At 70.9% G+C, this 16,266-nt stretch carries 15 protein-coding genes; 7 read left to right on the plus strand and 8 right to left on the minus strand.

The genetic code is table 11. From position 1 onward, the window contains the following. Window positions 1-427: 427 nt before the first annotated feature. The 4 genes from M1P99_RS02525 to M1P99_RS02540 form a co-directional block, all read right to left on the minus strand. Window positions 428-2,080: a cytochrome bc complex cytochrome b subunit gene (locus M1P99_RS02525; protein WP_304451069.1), complete on the minus strand. Its 1,653-nt coding sequence runs from the start codon at window positions 2,078-2,080 to the stop codon at window positions 428-430. Between the two features lie 3 nt (window positions 2,081-2,083). After that, window positions 2,084-3,208, minus strand: coding sequence for a ubiquinol-cytochrome c reductase iron-sulfur subunit (locus M1P99_RS02530; protein WP_304451070.1), 1,125 nt, complete (start codon window positions 3,206-3,208; stop codon window positions 2,084-2,086). Further along, window positions 3,201-4,103 (minus strand): cytochrome c, encoded by a 903-nt coding sequence (locus M1P99_RS02535; protein ID WP_304455545.1) that lies wholly within the window; start codon window positions 4,101-4,103, stop codon window positions 3,201-3,203. The genes M1P99_RS02530 and M1P99_RS02535 overlap by 8 nt, the downstream gene beginning before the upstream one ends. Window positions 4,104-4,198: 95 nt before the next feature. Next, window positions 4,199-4,753 carry a heme-copper oxidase subunit III gene (locus M1P99_RS02540; RefSeq protein WP_304451071.1) on the minus strand — a complete coding sequence of 185 codons (555 nt, stop codon included), beginning with the start codon at window positions 4,751-4,753 and terminating at the stop codon, window positions 4,199-4,201. A 553-nt stretch (window positions 4,754-5,306) separates the two neighbouring features. On the opposite strand from M1P99_RS02540, the gene M1P99_RS02545 reads away from it, so the two are divergent. Next, window positions 5,307-5,744, plus strand: coding sequence for a hypothetical protein (locus M1P99_RS02545; RefSeq protein WP_304451072.1), 438 nt, complete (start codon window positions 5,307-5,309; stop codon window positions 5,742-5,744). Window positions 5,745-5,976: 232 nt separating this feature from the next. Beyond that, the gene (trpD, locus tag M1P99_RS02550; protein WP_304451073.1) at window positions 5,977-7,068 is read left to right on the plus strand and encodes an anthranilate phosphoribosyltransferase; all 1,092 of its coding nucleotides are present in this window, start codon (window positions 5,977-5,979) and stop codon (window positions 7,066-7,068) included. A 58-nt stretch (window positions 7,069-7,126) separates the two neighbouring features. Here the strand turns inward: trpD and M1P99_RS02555 are convergent, their stop codons facing one another. From M1P99_RS02555 to M1P99_RS02565, 3 genes are read right to left on the minus strand one after another with little or no spacing between them, the layout of a single operon-like run. After that, the gene (locus M1P99_RS02555; RefSeq protein ID WP_053615267.1) at window positions 7,127-7,402 is read right to left on the minus strand and encodes an Lrp/AsnC family transcriptional regulator; all 276 of its coding nucleotides are present in this window, start codon (window positions 7,400-7,402) and stop codon (window positions 7,127-7,129) included. A gap of 50 nt (window positions 7,403-7,452) precedes the next feature. Then, window positions 7,453-8,220 carry a rhomboid family intramembrane serine protease gene (locus M1P99_RS02560; protein ID WP_304451074.1) on the minus strand — a complete coding sequence of 256 codons (768 nt, stop codon included), beginning with the start codon at window positions 8,218-8,220 and terminating at the stop codon, window positions 7,453-7,455. Next, a complete protein-coding gene (locus M1P99_RS02565) occupies window positions 8,195-9,973 on the minus strand; it encodes a DEDD exonuclease domain-containing protein (RefSeq protein ID WP_304451075.1) in 1,779 nt (592 codons plus the stop codon). Before M1P99_RS02565 ends, M1P99_RS02560 begins: the two co-directional genes overlap by 26 nt. 131 nt (window positions 9,974-10,104) lie before the next feature. Here M1P99_RS02565 and M1P99_RS02570 point away from each other — a divergent pair, with 131 nt between their 5' ends. The 4 genes from M1P99_RS02570 (at window position 10,105) to M1P99_RS02585 (ending at window position 14,420) form a co-directional block, all read left to right on the plus strand. Beyond that, window positions 10,105-10,368 carry a hypothetical protein gene (locus M1P99_RS02570; protein ID WP_304451076.1) on the plus strand — a complete coding sequence of 88 codons (264 nt, stop codon included), beginning with the start codon at window positions 10,105-10,107 and terminating at the stop codon, window positions 10,366-10,368. After that, window positions 10,365-11,798 (plus strand): NYN domain-containing protein, encoded by a 1,434-nt coding sequence (locus M1P99_RS02575; protein ID WP_304451077.1) that lies wholly within the window; start codon window positions 10,365-10,367, stop codon window positions 11,796-11,798. The genes M1P99_RS02570 and M1P99_RS02575 overlap by 4 nt, the downstream gene beginning before the upstream one ends. Before the next feature lie 252 nt (window positions 11,799-12,050). Beyond that, window positions 12,051-13,052 carry an NlpC/P60 family protein gene (locus tag M1P99_RS02580; RefSeq protein WP_304451078.1) on the plus strand — a complete coding sequence of 334 codons (1,002 nt, stop codon included), beginning with the start codon at window positions 12,051-12,053 and terminating at the stop codon, window positions 13,050-13,052. Between the two features lie 324 nt (window positions 13,053-13,376). Continuing rightward, the gene (locus tag M1P99_RS02585; RefSeq protein ID WP_304451079.1) at window positions 13,377-14,420 is read left to right on the plus strand and encodes a C40 family peptidase; all 1,044 of its coding nucleotides are present in this window, start codon (window positions 13,377-13,379) and stop codon (window positions 14,418-14,420) included. A gap of 16 nt (window positions 14,421-14,436) precedes the next feature. On the opposite strand, the gene M1P99_RS02590 is transcribed toward M1P99_RS02585, so the two are convergent. Continuing rightward, window positions 14,437-14,742 (minus strand): YrhK family protein, encoded by a 306-nt coding sequence (locus tag M1P99_RS02590; RefSeq protein WP_304451080.1) that lies wholly within the window; start codon window positions 14,740-14,742, stop codon window positions 14,437-14,439. 353 nt (window positions 14,743-15,095) lie between these two features. Here M1P99_RS02590 and M1P99_RS02595 point away from each other — a divergent pair, with 353 nt between their 5' ends. Then, window positions 15,096-16,226 carry a glycosyltransferase family 4 protein gene (locus M1P99_RS02595; protein ID WP_304451081.1) on the plus strand — a complete coding sequence of 377 codons (1,131 nt, stop codon included), beginning with the start codon at window positions 15,096-15,098 and terminating at the stop codon, window positions 16,224-16,226. Window positions 16,227-16,266: the final 40 nt, after the last annotated feature.

Below are 16,266 nucleotides of genomic sequence, written 5' to 3' on the forward strand. Positions count from 1 at the left end.
ACGCAAGGCCATCCCTTCGCGGGACCCGAGGCACAGGGGGTTGAGCGTGCGCGTAGGCGCCTTCGGAACCGCAGGGGGTGGACGTAGGGCGTCCCTGCTTGGAGTGCCCGTGTGGGTTGAAGCCTCTACGGGTGAGGGGGCCACAGGGGGGTTCGCGAGGGGCGCGCCAGTGTTCTGCAGGAGGAGACGGGGCCGCCAGCGAGCTTGCGAGCCAGGCAAGTCGACGACGAAGAACACTGGCCTCCCAGCGCCCCGAGCACGGGCCGAAGCGAGGAACGAGCGGAGGCCCAAAGAAAACACAGCGCGGAGGCCCAAAGAAAACACAGCGCGGAGACCCAAGAAAAGCACAGCACAGCGCGGAGGCCCCAAAGAAACACAGCACAAAGGGCCCGGCTTGCGCCGGGCCCTCTCTGCGTGGTCGCGCGCCCTAGTGGGCGTGCTCCTTGTCCGACTCCTCGGCGGAGTGGGAGTGGTGCAGGTGGTGGCCGGAGTGGGCCTCCACCCCCTCCACGGACACGTTGTCCCTCGTGTACCAGAGGGCCAGGCGCCGGCGGAGCTTGCCCATGCCCTTGCGGGCCTCGGGGCTCTCCACGCCCTTGTCGTCGACCGTGTCCTCCAGGGCCGTCGACGTGATCGTCGGCTTGCTGGACAGGACCTCCACGGTCTCCTCGGAGCTCTCCCGGTGGACCTCGATGAACTCACCACTGGGCAGCTGCTGGATGATGCCGCTCTCGTACCCGTGCTCCAGGGTCTCGCGGTCGCGCCGCTGCAGGCCCAGGCAGATCCGCTTGGTGATGATGAACCCGAGGATCGGGCCCACGATGATCAGCACACGGAAGATGTACGTGGTGAGGTACAGGTTGATGGAGAAGGTCTCCGACAGGATGTCGTTGGACCCCGCCAGCCACAGGATGCCGTAGGCGGTGATGCCCGCGACCCCCAGGCCGGTGCGCACGGGGGCGTTGCGCGGCCGGTCGGCCACGTTGTGCGCCCGCTTGTCCCCGGTGATCCACTGCTCGATGAACGGCCAGGCGCCCAGCGCGCCGAACAGCAGGCCCATGATGCCGAGTCCCGGAATGAGCACCGCGACGGGCACCGCGTATCCGAAGATGTCGAAGTCGAGCGTGTTCGGGAAGATGCGCAGCGAGCCCTCCAGGAAGCCCATGTACCAGTCCGGCTGGAGGCCGGAGGTGATGGACGTCGGTGTGAACGGCCCGAACAGGTGGATCGGGTTGACCTGCACGAAGGCGCTCAGACCCGCGGTGACGGCGAAGGTGAAGAAGAAGAACCCTCCGGCCTTGACCGCGAACGCCGGGAACATGGGTGTTCCCACGACCGTCTTGTCCGTGCGCCCCACTCCCGGGTACTGCGTGTGCTTCTGGTGCCACAGGATCATGAAGTGGGCCACGATCAGGGCCAGCAGGAGCGCCGGGAGCAGCAGGATGTGCAGCATGTACAGGCGCGTGATGATCTCCTCGCCGGGGAACTCCCCGCCGAAGAGGAACATCGAGATGTAGGTACCGACCAGCGGCAGCGACAGGATCACGCCCTGCAGGATGCGCACGCCCATGCCCGAGGGCAGGTCGTCCGGCAGCGAGTAGCCGAAGAGGCCCTCGACGATCGCGATGCTGAAGATACCGACACCGATGAGCCAGTTGATCTCACGCGGCTTGCGGAACGCCCCGGTGAAGAACACGCGGAGCATGTGCACCACGAGCGACGCCAGGAAGATCAGCGCGGCCCAGTGGTGGATCTGCCGTACGAGGAACCCGCCCCGCACCTCGAAGTCGATGAACAGCGTGGAGGCGTAGGCCTCACTCATCGGAACGCCCTGGAGGCGCTCGTAGGAGCCGTCGTAGACGATCTCCGCCATGCTCGGCTTGAACCACAGCGTGAGGAACACGCCGGTGACGAGCAGGATGATGAACGAATACAGGGCGATCTCGCCCAGCATGAACGACCAGTGGTTCGGGAAGACCTTGCGCAGGTTCTTCTCGCCCGTCTTGGCCAGGTGGAAGCGGTCGTCGATGAAATTCCCGACGCCGCGCAACGCCTTGGGTGCTTGCGTGGTCTTACTCATCGACTAGTCCTTCGCGTAGTCCCAGAACGTCGGACCGGGCGCTTCGGAGAAGTCGCCCGTCGACACGAGGTAGCCCTCGGAGTCGACGCCGATCGGCAGCTGGGGCAGTGGGCGGTGCGCCGGTCCGAAGACCACCTCGGCGGCGTTCGCGGCATCGAACGTGGACTGGTGGCACGGGCACAGGATGCGGTGCGTCGTGCGCTCGTACAGTGCCGCGGGGCAACCGACGTGGGTGCAGATCTTGGAGTAGGCGATGATGCCCTCGTGCGTCCAGTTGCGGCGCTCCTCGGTCATCTCCTCCCCCCACTCGACCTGGCCGTCCTCGCCCGTCGGCATCTTGATCAGCAGGATGACCGACTTGGCCTGGTCGTTGAGGCTGATCCCGTGCGGGTAGTGCACGTTCTCCCCGTAGTCCTCCTCGTGCATGAGGGGGAGCGCGGAGATCATGCCGTACGGGTCCTCCGCCAGGTCCTCGGGCCGGAGCTCGCGGTGCGTGCCCTCGACCACCATGCGGCGGCCGTCGGCCCACGGCGTGACCTTGAGCTTGTCCCCGGGCAGGGGGCCGGTGTCACGCAGCAGGACGATCGGCGCGATGCCCAGCGGCAGCATGGCCGCGATGAGCGTGCGCCGCATGAGCGGACGGCGGGTGAAGCCGCTCTCGTCCGCGCTCTGCATGAAGAAGGCGCTGAAGGAGCCCTTCTCCTTGTCGTCCGAGGGCAGCTCGTCGTAGGGCGAGGCGACCTCGTAGTGGGGCATCACATTGCGCGCCCACACGGTCATCCCCGCGCCGATACCGAACAGCGAGAGGGTGAGCGTGCCACCCAGCAGCGCGTTCGAGTACTGGCCGATCTGCGGATCACCGATCTCGTCGGCCCCGAACACGAAGTAGGAGGCCAGGAAACCGATACCGCCGAGGAAGGCGATGATGAACCACAGCGACGCGAGCTTCTCGCCACGGCGCTGCTGCTCCTCGGAGCGCTGGTGGGTCTCCGACGCCTTGTAGGGGCCCTCGTGTGAGCGCTCGGCCTCGGCCTCGGCCACCGTGTGCTCCTCGGCCGTGGGCGTACCCACGACGCGCTCGGGAGTCTCGTCGGGCTCGTTGTTGTCGTTGTTCGTCTTGTCAGTCATGTGCACGCTGCTTAGCGGTGATCCAGATCGCGCAGGCGACGATCAGTGCCAGCCCGATGGTCCACGAGATGAAGCCCTCGGCGACCTGGCCGACACGCTGGAGGTCGATGGGGCCGCCGGCGTTCGGTTCGGCCTGGAGGGTCTTGACGTAGGAGATCAGTTCCTGCTTCTCGTCCGGCGCGATCACTGTGTCGCTGAACATCGGCATGGCACCGGGACCGCTGACCATGGCCTCGTAGATCTCACGCGGGCTCGCGTCGTGGATCTCCGGGGCCCAGCGGCCGTCGGTCAGGGCGCCGCCGCCACCGGACCAGCTGTGGCAGTGCGCGCAGTTGGTCAGGTAGAGCTTCATGCCCATGTCGGTGTTGTCGGCACCGGCGATGTAGGCGTCGTACTCGGCCTCGTACTCCTCGACGGCGGCCTCGTACTCGGCCTCGGCCTCCTCGACCGCCTCCTCGTAGGACTCCTCGTCCTCGAAGTCGGCGCGGACCGGAGTCGGGAACTCCTCCCGGTCGGGCGCCTGGTCGGGAACGTCGGTGGGGATCTCGGCCCCGGCCTCGCCGTTCCTGATCTCCGCGTTGTAGTACGCGATCAGGTTCGCCAGTTCCTGCTCGGACATGACCATGTCCTTGCGCGGCATCTGGGCGTTCGGGTTCATCGACGGCATGCGGCCGGTGCTGACCTGGAAGTCGATCGCCGCGGGGCCAACGTCGCGCAGGTCCGGACCGGTCGCGGACCCGGAACCGTCGTAGTTGTGGCACGTGGCGCACGTCTGGTCGAAGATGGCCCGGCCCTCGGCGACGTCGACGTCGGCGTCATCCTGTGACGAGACGTCAGCGGCGAGGGTGCGCGCCTGTGCCTGGTCGGAGGTGGGCGCCAGTGCGGCGTACCCCACCCCGAACAGGGCTAGCGCGAGGATGACGACGACATACCCCGCGAGGGGATGCCGTCGCCGCGCGGTAATCCATTTCACGGTTTCCCCGTTTCGGGTTACTGGATGAAGTAGATGGTGAAGAACAAAGCGATCCAGACGACGTCGACGAAGTGCCAGTAGTAGGACACGACGATCGCGCTGGTCGCCTGCTGGTGAGTGAAGCGCCTCGCGGCGTACGTGCGTCCCAGCATGATGAGGAACGCCACCAACCCGCCGATGACGTGGAGTCCGTGGAAGCCCGTGGTCAGGTAGAACATCGACCCGTAGGCGCTCGACTGCAGAGTCAGGCCCTCGTGCGCGATGAGCTGGTAGTACTCGAAGGCCTGTCCGCAGATGAAGAACAGTCCCATGAAGAACGAGATGAAGAACCACAGGCGGAGCTTCTTGACGTCCCCGCGCTCGGCGGCCCAGACGCCGGCCTGCGCGGTGAAGCTGGAAGCCACCAGGACAACGGTGATGGAGGTCGCCAACGGCACGTTGAGGTGCGTCGCCGGCCAGGGCCCGAGCTCGGGGTTCCCGTTGGTCACCGATCGGATGGTGAAGTACATCGCGAACAGCGCAGCGAAGAACATGAGCTCGTTGGCCAACCACACGATGGTGCCAACGCTCACCAGGTCAGGACGCTTTGCCGCACCATGTGCTGGTGTCGGTGCTGATTTTGGTTTCGCGGTTGCTGTCGCCACGGGAGCATTATTACGGCATCTCGCGAAGACCCGAACTCGACCCCCCGTAAGGAGGCCGATCAGACCCCGGACCGGCCCTCCGCGGGCCGGGGAGGGGGCGCTTCACCGTGACTCGGGCGTTACTGTAGCCGCTCGGCTGCCGCCTGTCAGCCGAAGACGCGCCCTGACGGGCCATCTGACGCGATCCTGGGCGGCTGAGGCGTTCCGTACCCCCGCCCGGGGCGCTCCAACCGCGCTCAGCCTACGGCCGGACAACGAAACGGTCACTGTTGCACAACGCCGCCGCCGGGGCGGGTGAGAGTTGCTCCCGGACGTGCTGGCATCCTGTGGTGTCGAAGGTCTCAGCCCGGCGGCGGTCGCGTGATCCGTCCTGGGCAGTGGGCCCGCGAGGCAATACAGTCATAGGCGAGAGCCAACGAACGCCCCGGCCGCACCCCCCGATGGCAGCGGCCGCGGTCCGACGCGATGGGACGGTTGCGCGATGGTCGAGAGCGGTACGGACACGGGTGCCAGGATGCGCGTGCTGGTCTACAGCGACAAGGCCGACACCCGGGAGCAGGTCATGACCGCGATCGGGCGGCGCCCGGCCGCCGACGTGCCCAAGGTGGAGTTCGTCGAGGTCGCGACCGCTCCTGTCGTGCTCCGCAAGCTGGCCTCCACCGACCCGGCCGAGCGGATCGACGTCGCCGTCTTCGACGGAGAGACCGCCCCGGTCGGCGGGATGGGCCTGTGCCGCCAGGTCAAGGACGAGATCTACCGCTGCCCGCCGGTGCTGCTCCTGGTCGGCCGGCGCGACGACGGCTGGCTCGCGACCTGGTCGCAGGCCGAGCAGGTCGTCAGCCACCCGATCGACCCCATCGCGCTCGCCGAGTCGCTGGCCGAGCTCATGCGCCGGCGCGTCGCGGCGCTCAGCGGGTGACCCTGGTGGGACACGGCCGCGGAACGGACGAGAACGGTGAGCGGGACATGCGACGCCGCCGGGTGGTGGGCGGCGCCCTGAACCACGGCGCCGACATCGGGCGATGGCGCAGGCCCGCCCCGCGAAGGGGATAGGTCCTCCGCCCCCGGCGGAGAGCCTCCGGCTCCGGCCCTCGCGTCCCCTCGCCCGCCAACGCCCTCAGAGCCCGTCTCACCGTGGAGTCCCAGAACCGATGAACGCCCCTTCTGCTTCCAGCCCCGCCTCCGACCGCTCCGCCGTCGCCGAGCGCACCTGGTCCAACCTCATCACCGCCCTGCTCAACGACGTGACGCTCAGCGCGTCCGACACCGAGTGGGCGATGGACGAGATCATGTCCGGCTCCGCGAGCGACGTCCAGATCGCCGGCTTCGCCGTCGCGCTGCGCGCCAAGGGCGAGAGCGTGTCCGAGGTGACCGGCCTGGCACAGGGCATGCTCGACCACGCCGTCCGGATGACCGTGTCCGGGCCGACCCTGGACATCGTCGGCACCGGTGGCGACCGTGCGCACACGGTGAACGTCTCGACCATGGCCGCGATCGTGGCCTCGGCCGCGGGCGCGCGCGTGGTCAAGCACGGCAACCGCGCGGCCTCGTCCTCGTGCGGCACGGCCGACGTCCTGGAGCGCCTGGGCGTGGTCCTGGACCTGTCGCCGGAGCTGACCGCCCGCGTCGCCGAGGACGCCGGCATCACCTTCTGCTTCGCACCGATGTTCCACCCGTCGCTGCGGCACGCCGCCAAGACCCGGCGCGAACTGGCGGTGCCGACGATCTTCAACTTCCTGGGCCCGCTGACCAACCCGGCCCGGCCCTCGACCTCGGCGATCGGGGTGTTCGACGAGCGCATGTGCGAGATCATGGCCGGCGTGTTCGCCGAGCGCGGCTCCTCGGCCCTGGTGTTCCGCGGCGACGACGGGCTGGACGAGCTGACCACCACCACGAGCTCGACGGTCTGGGTGGTCCGCGACGGTGAGAAGCGCCGCGAGCGCCTGGACCCGGCCGACCTGGGCATCGCCCGGTCGGAGCCGGACGACCTGCGCGGCGGCGACGTGGAGTTCAACGCCCAGGCCGTACGCGACCTGGTGGCGGGCCGGCCCGGGCCGGTGCGCGACGCGGTCCTGCTCAACGCGGGTGCGGCGCTGGCCGCCGTGGCCGGTGTGGAGGGCCCCCTCCTGGAGTCCGTGCGGGACGGGTACGAGCGCGCGGCCGCCGCCGTCGACAGCGGCGCCGCCGAGCGCACGCTGTCCACCTGGGTGGAGACCAGCCAGGAGTACGCCAAGGGCCTGTGAGCCCGGCGGGGATCGCACGGGGGCGCGGCGCCGGATGCGGTGCCGCGCCCCCGTCGTCTCACCAGCCGAGGGCGAAGGCCGACTCCAGGTCGTGCTTGGAGTAGGTCTGGAACGAGATGTGGGTGTCGGAGGCGATCACGCCCGGGACCTTGTTCACCCGCCCTGGGATGACCTCGGCGAGGTCCTCGTGGCGGCGGACCCGCACCATGGCGATGAGGTCGACGTTGCCGGTGACGGAGTAGACCTCGCTGACGCCCTCGATCTCCGCGATCGCCTCGGCGACCTCGGGGATGCGGTTGACGTCGGCTTTGACCATGACGATCGCGGTGATCACAGTGCCTCCTGGGCGTTGGGTGCGGGACGGGCGCCCGGCGCGTCGGCGCGCTAGTAGACGTCGGAGAGCCGCGTCCCGGAGCGCCATCGCAGCCGGTAGACCGCCAGTCCCGCGATCACCCCGGCGATGAACCCGTAGACGTGCGCCGCGTAGGCCACGTTGGATCCGGCGCCCGGAGCGTACGAGGTGGTGACATAGAGAAGATACTGAAACGCGAAGTAACTTCCCACCAGGGCCCACCCGGGGAGCCGCATCGGGATCACCCCGAACACCAGCGAGGTCACGCGGCTGCGGAACTGCACGACCAGGTAGGCGCCGAGCACACCGGAGATCGCGCCGGAGGCGCCCACCATGGGGATCGAGCCGTCGATGTCGGTGATCGCGTGCGCGTAGGCCGCGGTGACGCCGGTGACCAGGTACAGGCCCAGGAAGCGGACCCGCCCGATCCGGTCCTCGACCACCGGGCCGAAGACGAACAGGTAGACCATGTTGCCGATGATGTGCATCGGGCCCGAGTGCACGAACATCGAGGCGAACACCGACAGCCACACGGACTTGCCGCCGATGGCACCGCACGCCTCGGTCAGGGGCCGGGCCTGGTCGACGCGGCCGAGCATCTCGTTGGGGATCGCGCCCCAGCGCAGGAAGTAGTCCTCGATGGCGCAGTAGCGGCCCATCATGTCCGCCGGGTACCACACGGCGGTGGACGCCTGCGGCGAGGCCAGGTAGACCAGCACGTTGACCGCGATCAGCGTGAACGCGACGACGGGAGCTCGGCGGACGGGGTAGTCGTCATTGAGCGGGAGCAGCGCGGCCATGGGCCCAGTGTGTCAGCTCGGCGTGCGCTTCGGCGCCCCGCAGGGGGCATGTCCACTCCCCCTCGATCTCCACCAGGCGCGTCGCGGGGTCGGCGAGCCAGTCGAGGATGAGCTCGCTCTCCCCGGGCAGGGCGCGGGGGCTGGGGCCGTGTCCGGCGGGTACGCGCTCGGCGGTGGCCACCAGCGAGGCGAGGAAGGCCGCGGGGTCGGTGCCGGGCCGCAGCACCGCGCTGGCGGCCAGGCGGCCGTGGCGGACCACGCAGGTCTCCCAGTCGGCGCCCGTGCGGCGCGCGGCCACCAGGTGCGGGACGGCCGAGAGCGCGGACAGGCGCTGGGCGCGCCGGGCGCCGTTCAGGAAGGCGGCGAGGCGGTCGCGGTGGCCGGCGGCCTCCTCGTAGCGCAGGTCGGCGGCGAGCTCGTCGATGCGCGCGGTGTGGGCGGCCACGACTCGCGCGGGGTCGCCCGTCATGGCCTCGGCGGCGGCGTCGGCGTGGGCGGTGTAGTCCTGGAGCGACTCGCTGCCGTCGCAGGGCGCGCCGCACCGGCCGATCTGGGCCAGCACACAGGGCTCGGCCCACCCGATGCCCACCGCCCCCGGCGGAGATCCCTCGCCCCGCCGGCCCTTCCCCGCGCCCGCGGAGGGGGAGTGCGTGCACTGGCGCAACGGGAGGGTGTGCAGCAGGGCCTCCTTGGCGCGTTCGGCGTCCTTGGCCGAGGCGTAGGGGCCGATGTAGGGGGCGCCGTCGTCGCGGACGACGCGCACCACCGACAGCCGGGGGTAGGCGTCGGTGGTGAGCTTGACCCAGCTGGCGCGTTCGGGATTGCGCGAGCGCCGGTTGAAGGGCGGTTTGCGCTCGGCGATGATGCGCAGCTCGCGCACCGACGCCTCCAGTTCGGTGGCGCACACGATGGGGGTGACGCCCTCGACCAGCCCGGCCATCTCCCGGATGCGCCGGCGGTTCTCGGCGGCGGTGAAGTAGGAGCGCACGCGGCGGCGCAGGTTGTTGCTCTTGCCGACGTAGAGGCTGTCCCCGCGGGCGTCGGTGAACACGTACACGCCGGGTTCCTCGGGCAGGTCCTCGGCCAGGTGGCGCCTGGCGATCTGGGCCCGGCTCGGGGGCTTGCTGACCGCGCGCAGTTCCTCCAGGCTGTGCACGCCCATGGGTCCGAGCCGCTCGATGAGCCCGTGCAGCACCGAGACGGTGGCGCGGGCGTCGTCCAGCGCGCGGTGGTTGGGTGTGGTCGGCGCGCCGTAGAAGGCCGCGAGCGTGCCGAGCTTGTGGTTGCGGATCTCGCTGCGCGGCAGGAGGGCCCGCGCCAGGCGCAGGGTGTCCACCACCGGGTAGCCGGGCCATTCCAGGCCCTGGCGCTCGCAGGCGGCCTTGAGGAAGCCGGTGTCGAAGGGCGCGTTGTGCGCGACCAGCGCGGTGTCGGGGTCGGAGTCGAGGAAGGCCAGCACCTTGGGCAGGACGTCCTCGATCGGCGGGGCGGTCGCCACCATGGACTGGGTGATACCGGTCAGCAGGGTGATGCTCGCCGGGATGAGGACACCGGGGTCGACCAGGGTGGACAGCTCGTCCAGGACCTCGCCGCCGCGGACCTTGACCGCTCCGACCTCGGTGATCCGGGCGTTGGAGGCGCTGGTGCCGGTGGTCTCCAGGTCCAGCACGACGAACGTCGTCTCGGCCAGCGGCGTGCCGAGGTCGCCGAGGCTGGTTTGGACGCCGGTGGACGCCGCGGACTGTCGAACCACCCGGTCAGGGTAGTGCGCGGTACCGACCAAAGCGGTCGGGATGCGGCCTGACCTGCCCGACATGGAAAGATGGGGGTGAGTGGGGCGTGAGTGCAGGCGCTCCGCCGACAGGACGACGACGAGGAGGAACCGTGGGGATCGCGATGCCGGGTGACAGTGAGCGGTGGCGGTGCACCGGATGCGGCAACCTCACACGGTTCGACGTCACCAGGACCGTCCGCTCCCAGGACTACGTGCACCAGGACCTGTCGGGTGCGGGGCTGGTCGAGGACCGCACCGTCCTCTCGGAGTCCGTGGAGCGTGTGAAGTGCCGCTGGTGCGGCGCGACCGACGCGGTGGAGATCGTCGCGCGCCCCGACGCAGACGCGGCTGAGAGCGCGACGGGTCGGTCATGAGCGGCCGCCCGGACGAGGGCGGCGAGGGTGCGGAGGCGTCGGAGGCGTCGGAGGCGTCGGAGGCCGCTTCGCGGGAGCGGGACGAGTCGGCCGCCGACGCGCCCGTCGACGGTGCCGGCGCGGGGTCGGAGCACCTGAGCCGTCCCCTGCCCGAGGCCGTGCGCGCCCGGATCGTGGAGTACGGGTCCGACGTGCTGGGCGGGATGCGCGCCGCCGACCTTCCGCCGCTGCTGCGCCGGGTGGCCAAGTTCGAGCCGCGCCGCAGGGCCCGCCTGGCGGGCCCGCAGATCGCCGCACAGCTGGAGTCCGATGACGGGTTCCGCGCGATGGTCGCCGCGCGCGTCGAGCAGGTGTGGCCGGAGCTCGCCGAGGGCCTGCGCTCCGGCGTCGTGCCCCCCGCCGCCGACCCCGTGGCGGTGGCCGCGTGCGCGTACCTGCTGCGGCCCGAGGGGTGGCCCCGCATCATCGACGGCGTCCACGAGGAGCTGGAGCGCGCGGCCAGTACCCGGGAGGCGGACGCGGCCGTCGAGGCGCTGGACGCGGCACGCCGCCAGTTGGACGAGACCAGGCACGGCCACCAGGCCGACGTGGAACGGCTGCGGGCACAGATCCGCGATCAGCGCGCGGAGATCTCCGACCTGCGGCGCAAGGTGCACACCGAGCGCCAGCGCGCCCGGCGTGCCCGTGAGGAGGCCGAGCGCACGCTGGCGGAGACCGCGGACCGGGAGAGCGAGTCCGCGACCCAGGTCAGCGCTCTGGAGTCGGAGAACCGGCGGCTGCGCACACGCCTGACGGCGGCGGAGGCGCAGGTGGAGAACGCGCGCCGGGCCGTGCGCAGCGGGCGCAACGCCGACGAGGCACGGCTGCGGGTCCTGGTGGACGTGATGGTGGACGCCGCCCACGGGCTGCGCCGCGAACTGGCGCTGCCCACCGGGCTGGACAGCCCGGCGGATCTGGTCGCCGAGGCCGAGCGCGAGCACCGGCGGGTCTCGCTCGGCGGCCTGCCCGACGACGACCCGGGGCTGTTGGAGCACATGCTCACCGCCCCGCGCGTCCACCTGCTGGTGGACGGCTACAACGTCACCAAGACGGGGTACGGCACGCTTCCCCTGGCCGACCAGCGGGCCCGGCTCCTCGGGTCGTTGGAGGGTCTGGCGAGCCGGACCAAGGCGGAGATCACCTGTGTTTTCGACGGCGCCGACGTGGACACGCCCCCGGTGGTGGCCTCGCCCCGGCGTGTACGGCTGCTGTTCAGCGCGCCCGGGGAGACGGCCGACGAGCTGATCGTGCGCCTGGTGGGCGCCGAACCGCCCGGTCGGCCGGTCGCGGTGGTGACCTCCGACAAGGAGATCGTCTCCGCCGTACGCCGGTCCGGCGCGCGGGCCGTGCCGTCGGCGATCTTTCTGCGCCGTCTGGAGGCCCACGGCTGATCACGGCCCCGCCCGATCGTGATACGGATCACCACGCGTGGTGCTGGTGCCCTCGCGTGGTTGAGCCGTGCCTGCCGTTCCGCTAGGTTCTTCCAGGAACGTGAGTGCTTGACCGGAGTGAGATCGAGAGCTGTGCGCTCTTGACCCGGTGGAGGCCGGCACACTCGCGCGTGCCCGCTCCGGCGCGGCACCCCCGTCGTTCCCCCTCAGCATTTCGTGCGGACATCCCAACCCCAAGGAGCGTGGACCGCCATGAAGAACTCCGGTGGTCGCAGTGCGGCGCGCCGAATCGCTGCTTCGACCGGCATCGGCGCCGTCGTCGCCGGCTCCCTTCTCGTGCCCGGTACCGCCCACGCGGACCCGACCCGTGAGGACGTCGAGGAGCGCATCGAGGAGCTGAACACCGAGTCGGCCAGCGCCGTCGAGACCTACAACCAGGCCGAAGAGGACTACGAGGTAGCCCAGGCCCAGTACGAGGAGCTCGAGGAGCAGGTCGGCGACGAGGAGGAGCGCTACGACGAGCTGCGCGAGAAGGTCACGCAGTTCGCCAGCGCCACCTACCAGTCCGGGGACCTGGACTCCACCACCAACGTGCTGACCTCCGACGGGCCCGAGGGCCTGCTGGAGCAGAACGCCGACCTGAACTACCTCTCCGAGACCCAGCAGGCAGAGCTGGACGAGTTCGGCGAGTCCGCCGAGCGCCTGTTCTCGCTCAAGGACGAGGCCGAGACCGCTCTGGAGGAGGCCGAGGAGGCGCTGGAGGAGGCCGAGGAGGCCAAGGACGAGGTCGAGGGCAAGATCGAGGAGCAGCAGGAGCTGCTCGCCGAGTTCCCCGACGCCGACGCCTCCACCGAGGGCGCCAGCGACGCGGGCGGTGAGTACACCGGCAGCGCGTCGGGCAGCACGGGTTCCGCCCTGGACTTCGCCTACGCCCAGATCGGCAAGCCCTACATCTACGGCGGTACGGGCCCCAACGGCTACGACTGCTCCGGCCTGGTGCAGGCTTCCTGGCGCAACGGCGGGGTGGACCTGCCGCGGACGACGTACGCGCAGGCCGACGTGGGCACGCGCATCTACGACATGAGCGCGCTCCAGCCGGGCGACATCATGTTCTTCTACCCCGAGCTGGGCCACAACGGGCTCTACGCGGGCAACGGGACGATGGTGCACGCGCCGCGGACCGGACGCAACATCGAGTCCGTGGGGCTGGCGGCCTACTGGGCCCAACACTTCCAGTTCGCCGTGCGCGTCTAGGCACCGCGACCGCACGAGGCCGCCGTCCCCTTCCGGGGCGGCGGCCTCGTCGTTTCCGGTGGCCTACCAGGGGGTTTTCGGACAGTCCTTACGATCCGGCCGAACATCACGAATCGGTTGAGAGCGCACCAAGGGATGCACTAGTGTTCATCGCCGAGCGTGGTTGGACCTCTTCACCTCCCCCCGGAGGTGACGGCCACGCCCGGGTCGGGCACACCCCCTCACCGTTTCGGCCGTCCCCACCGGCCTCCGATCCCGCCCGGTGCAGTCCCTCGGTCCGCGTCCCGGACGCGCTCCATCGAGGGGAGAAAGGTGTCACCCAACGTGTCTGTTTCCAGCACCGGCGGCCGCCGCACCGCGATCGTCGCCTCCTTCGCCGCCGGGGTCCTCCTGCTGCCGGCCTCCGTCGCGCACGCCGATCCGACCGCGGACGAGGTCCGTGAGGAGATCGAGAGCCTGGAGGAGGAGTACAGCGACCTCAACGCCGTCTACAACGACGCCCAGGAGGTCCATGAGGCGGCCGAGGAGGAGCTGGAGGAGATCCTCGCGGGCATCGAGGACACCGAGGAGAAGGTGGAGTCGCTGGGCGTGGGTGTGCGTGGCCTGGCCAACGCGACCTACAGCGGTGTCGACCTCACCTCGCCCACGCACCTGATCGGCGCCGAGGGCCCCCAGGAGGCGCTGGAGCACCAGGCCGATCTGAGCTACCTCGCCAACACGCAGAACGAGGGCCTGGAGCAGTACCTCGAGGAACTCGAGCACCTGGAGTCGCTGGAGGCCGAGGCCAGCGCCACCGAAGAGGCCGCGGCCGAGGCGCTGGAGGAGGCCGAGACCGCCGCCGAGGAGGCGGAGGAGGCCATCGCGGAGCAGGAGGAGCTGCTCTCGGAGCTGACCGCCGAGGAGCGCGCCGCCGCCACGGAGAACGTCAGCAACGACACCGAGGCGTCCACGGGCGGATCGGGCGGCGGTACCGGGGGGAGCACGGGCAGCAGCTACACCGGCTCCGCTTCGGGCAACGCCCGCACGGCCCTGGACTTCGCCTACGCGCAGGTCGGCAAGCCCTACATCTGGGGCGGCACGGGTCCGAACGGCTACGACTGCTCGGGCCTGACCCAGGCGGCCTGGGCCGCGGCCGGTGTGAGCCTGCCCCGGACCACCTACGACCAGGTCAACGCGGGTACCCAGGTCTCCTGGGACAGCATCCAGCCGGGCGACCTGCTGTTCTTCTACGGCCCCAACCCCGGCCACGTGGGCATGTACGCGGGCGACGGCGTCATGGTGCACGCCTCCACGTCCAGCAAGCCGATCGGCACCGTCACGCTGAACGACTACTACCGCTCGAACTTCTACGTGGCCGTCCGCCCCTGAACCCCGGCCCCGGCCCTCAGAAGTCCATCGCCGTCTCGGAGGAGGCCGGTCCCGCACCCGAGCGGGAGCGCACGCGGCGGACGTGGACCAGGCGGGACAGGCGGATGACCGGGCGGATGAGCATCTGCACACTGCCGATGAGGAAGAGCCACGTCCCCGTCGTCGACCACGCGGGTGAGAAGAACATGATGCTGCCCGCGACGAACCACAGACCGATGAGGATGTCGTTGCAGATGCTCGCCGCCTCGTAGCGCTGCCGGACGACCAGTTCGTGTCGGCCGATCTTCACGTCGAGCGGCTTCTCCCTGTGCGGACCGGGCACGGCACCTCCTCGGGTACTGGTCGTCCGCCCGTCCCGGCGCGGCACGGCTCCAGGACCGCCCGGCGGGCGCCGGACGATCCTCCCACGCGGTCGGACCGCCTCCTCCGAGGGACACCGCGGCGCGCCGGGGCCTTCTGGGCGCGTCCCACGGTCCCGCCCCTCCAGCGCTACCCGCCTTAGGGCATGTTCCGCGGATACTCCCCCTGCTGCGCGGCGCCCCGGCACGGCTCTCGCCGCGTTCTCATCAGTCGACAGCCACACCGGGACGCCTTCTTCTTCGGCCTTGTGACGGCCGCACCGGAACGCCGCTCGCGACGGGCGGCATCCACGGAACACGCCCTAGACTCTCCCCCGTGCCGCGAACGCTGATCATCACCAACGACTTCCCCCCGCGCGCCGGGGGGATCGAGTCCTTCGTCCACGAACTGGCGCTGCGCCGCTCCGACTCGGTGGTGGTGTACTGCTCCTCCCCCACCAGGCGCGACGACGCGGCCGATCCCGGCTTCGACCTGCGCCAGCCGTTCCCGATCGTGCGCGACGCCGCGCGCGTGCTCCTGCCCACGCCCCGGGTGGCGGCGCGGGCACGGGCGATCGTGGACCTGGAGGGCTGCGACTCGGTGCTCTACGGCGCCGCCGCGCCGCTGGGCCTGCTGGCCGCGGGCCTGCGCGGCCGCGTCCGCCGCCAGGTGGCCCTGACCCACGGGCACGAGACCGGCTGGTCCGGTCTGCCCGGTGCCCGCGAGGCGCTGCGGCGCGTCGGAGAGACGACCGACGCCGTCACCTACCTCGGCGGCTACACGCGCCGACGGCTGTCCCGCGCGCTGTCGGCCCCGGCCGCGGCCCGGATGCGGCACCTGCCGCCCGGGGTGGACACCGACCGGTTCCACCCGGGCGCGGGCGGCGCGATGATCCGCGCCCGGCACGGGCTGGGCGCGCGGCCCGTGGTCGTGTGCGTCTCCCGTCTGGTCCCCCGCAAGGGCCAGGACACCCTTCTGCGCGCCTGGCCGCGCGTGCTGGCCGACGTGCCCGACGCCGCCCTGCTCATCGTCGGCGACGGCCCCTACGCCGGCCGGCTGCGCGCCGCGGCCCGCGGGACCGAGTCGGTGGTCTTCACCGGACCGGTCCCCGCCGACGAGCTGCCCGCCCACCACGACGCGGCCGACGTGTTCGCCATGCCGTGCCGGACCCGCAGGGGCGGCCTGGACGTGGAGGGCCTCGGCATGGTCTACCTGGAGGCGTCCGCCACGGGTGTGCCGGTCGTCACCGGCGACTCGGGCGGCGCCCCGGACGCGGTGCTCGACGGCGAGACCGGCCTGGTCGTCGACGGCTCGGTGCCCGGGCCGACCGCCCGCGCGCTCATCGGACTGCTGCGCGATCCCGACCGCGCCGCCCAGATGGGCGCACGCGGGCGGGAATGGGTGGCCCGGTCCTGGACCTGGGAGCGCACGGCTCAGGGGCTCGACGAGCTCCTGAGCGCCCCCTGAGGCGCGCACGGACCCGCGCGCGGACTCCTGGCCCCGGCGC

Origin of the sequence: Nocardiopsis sp. YSL2, assembly GCF_030555055.1 — a bacterium.
Taxonomy (GTDB): Bacteria; Actinomycetota; Actinomycetes; order Streptosporangiales; family Streptosporangiaceae; genus Nocardiopsis.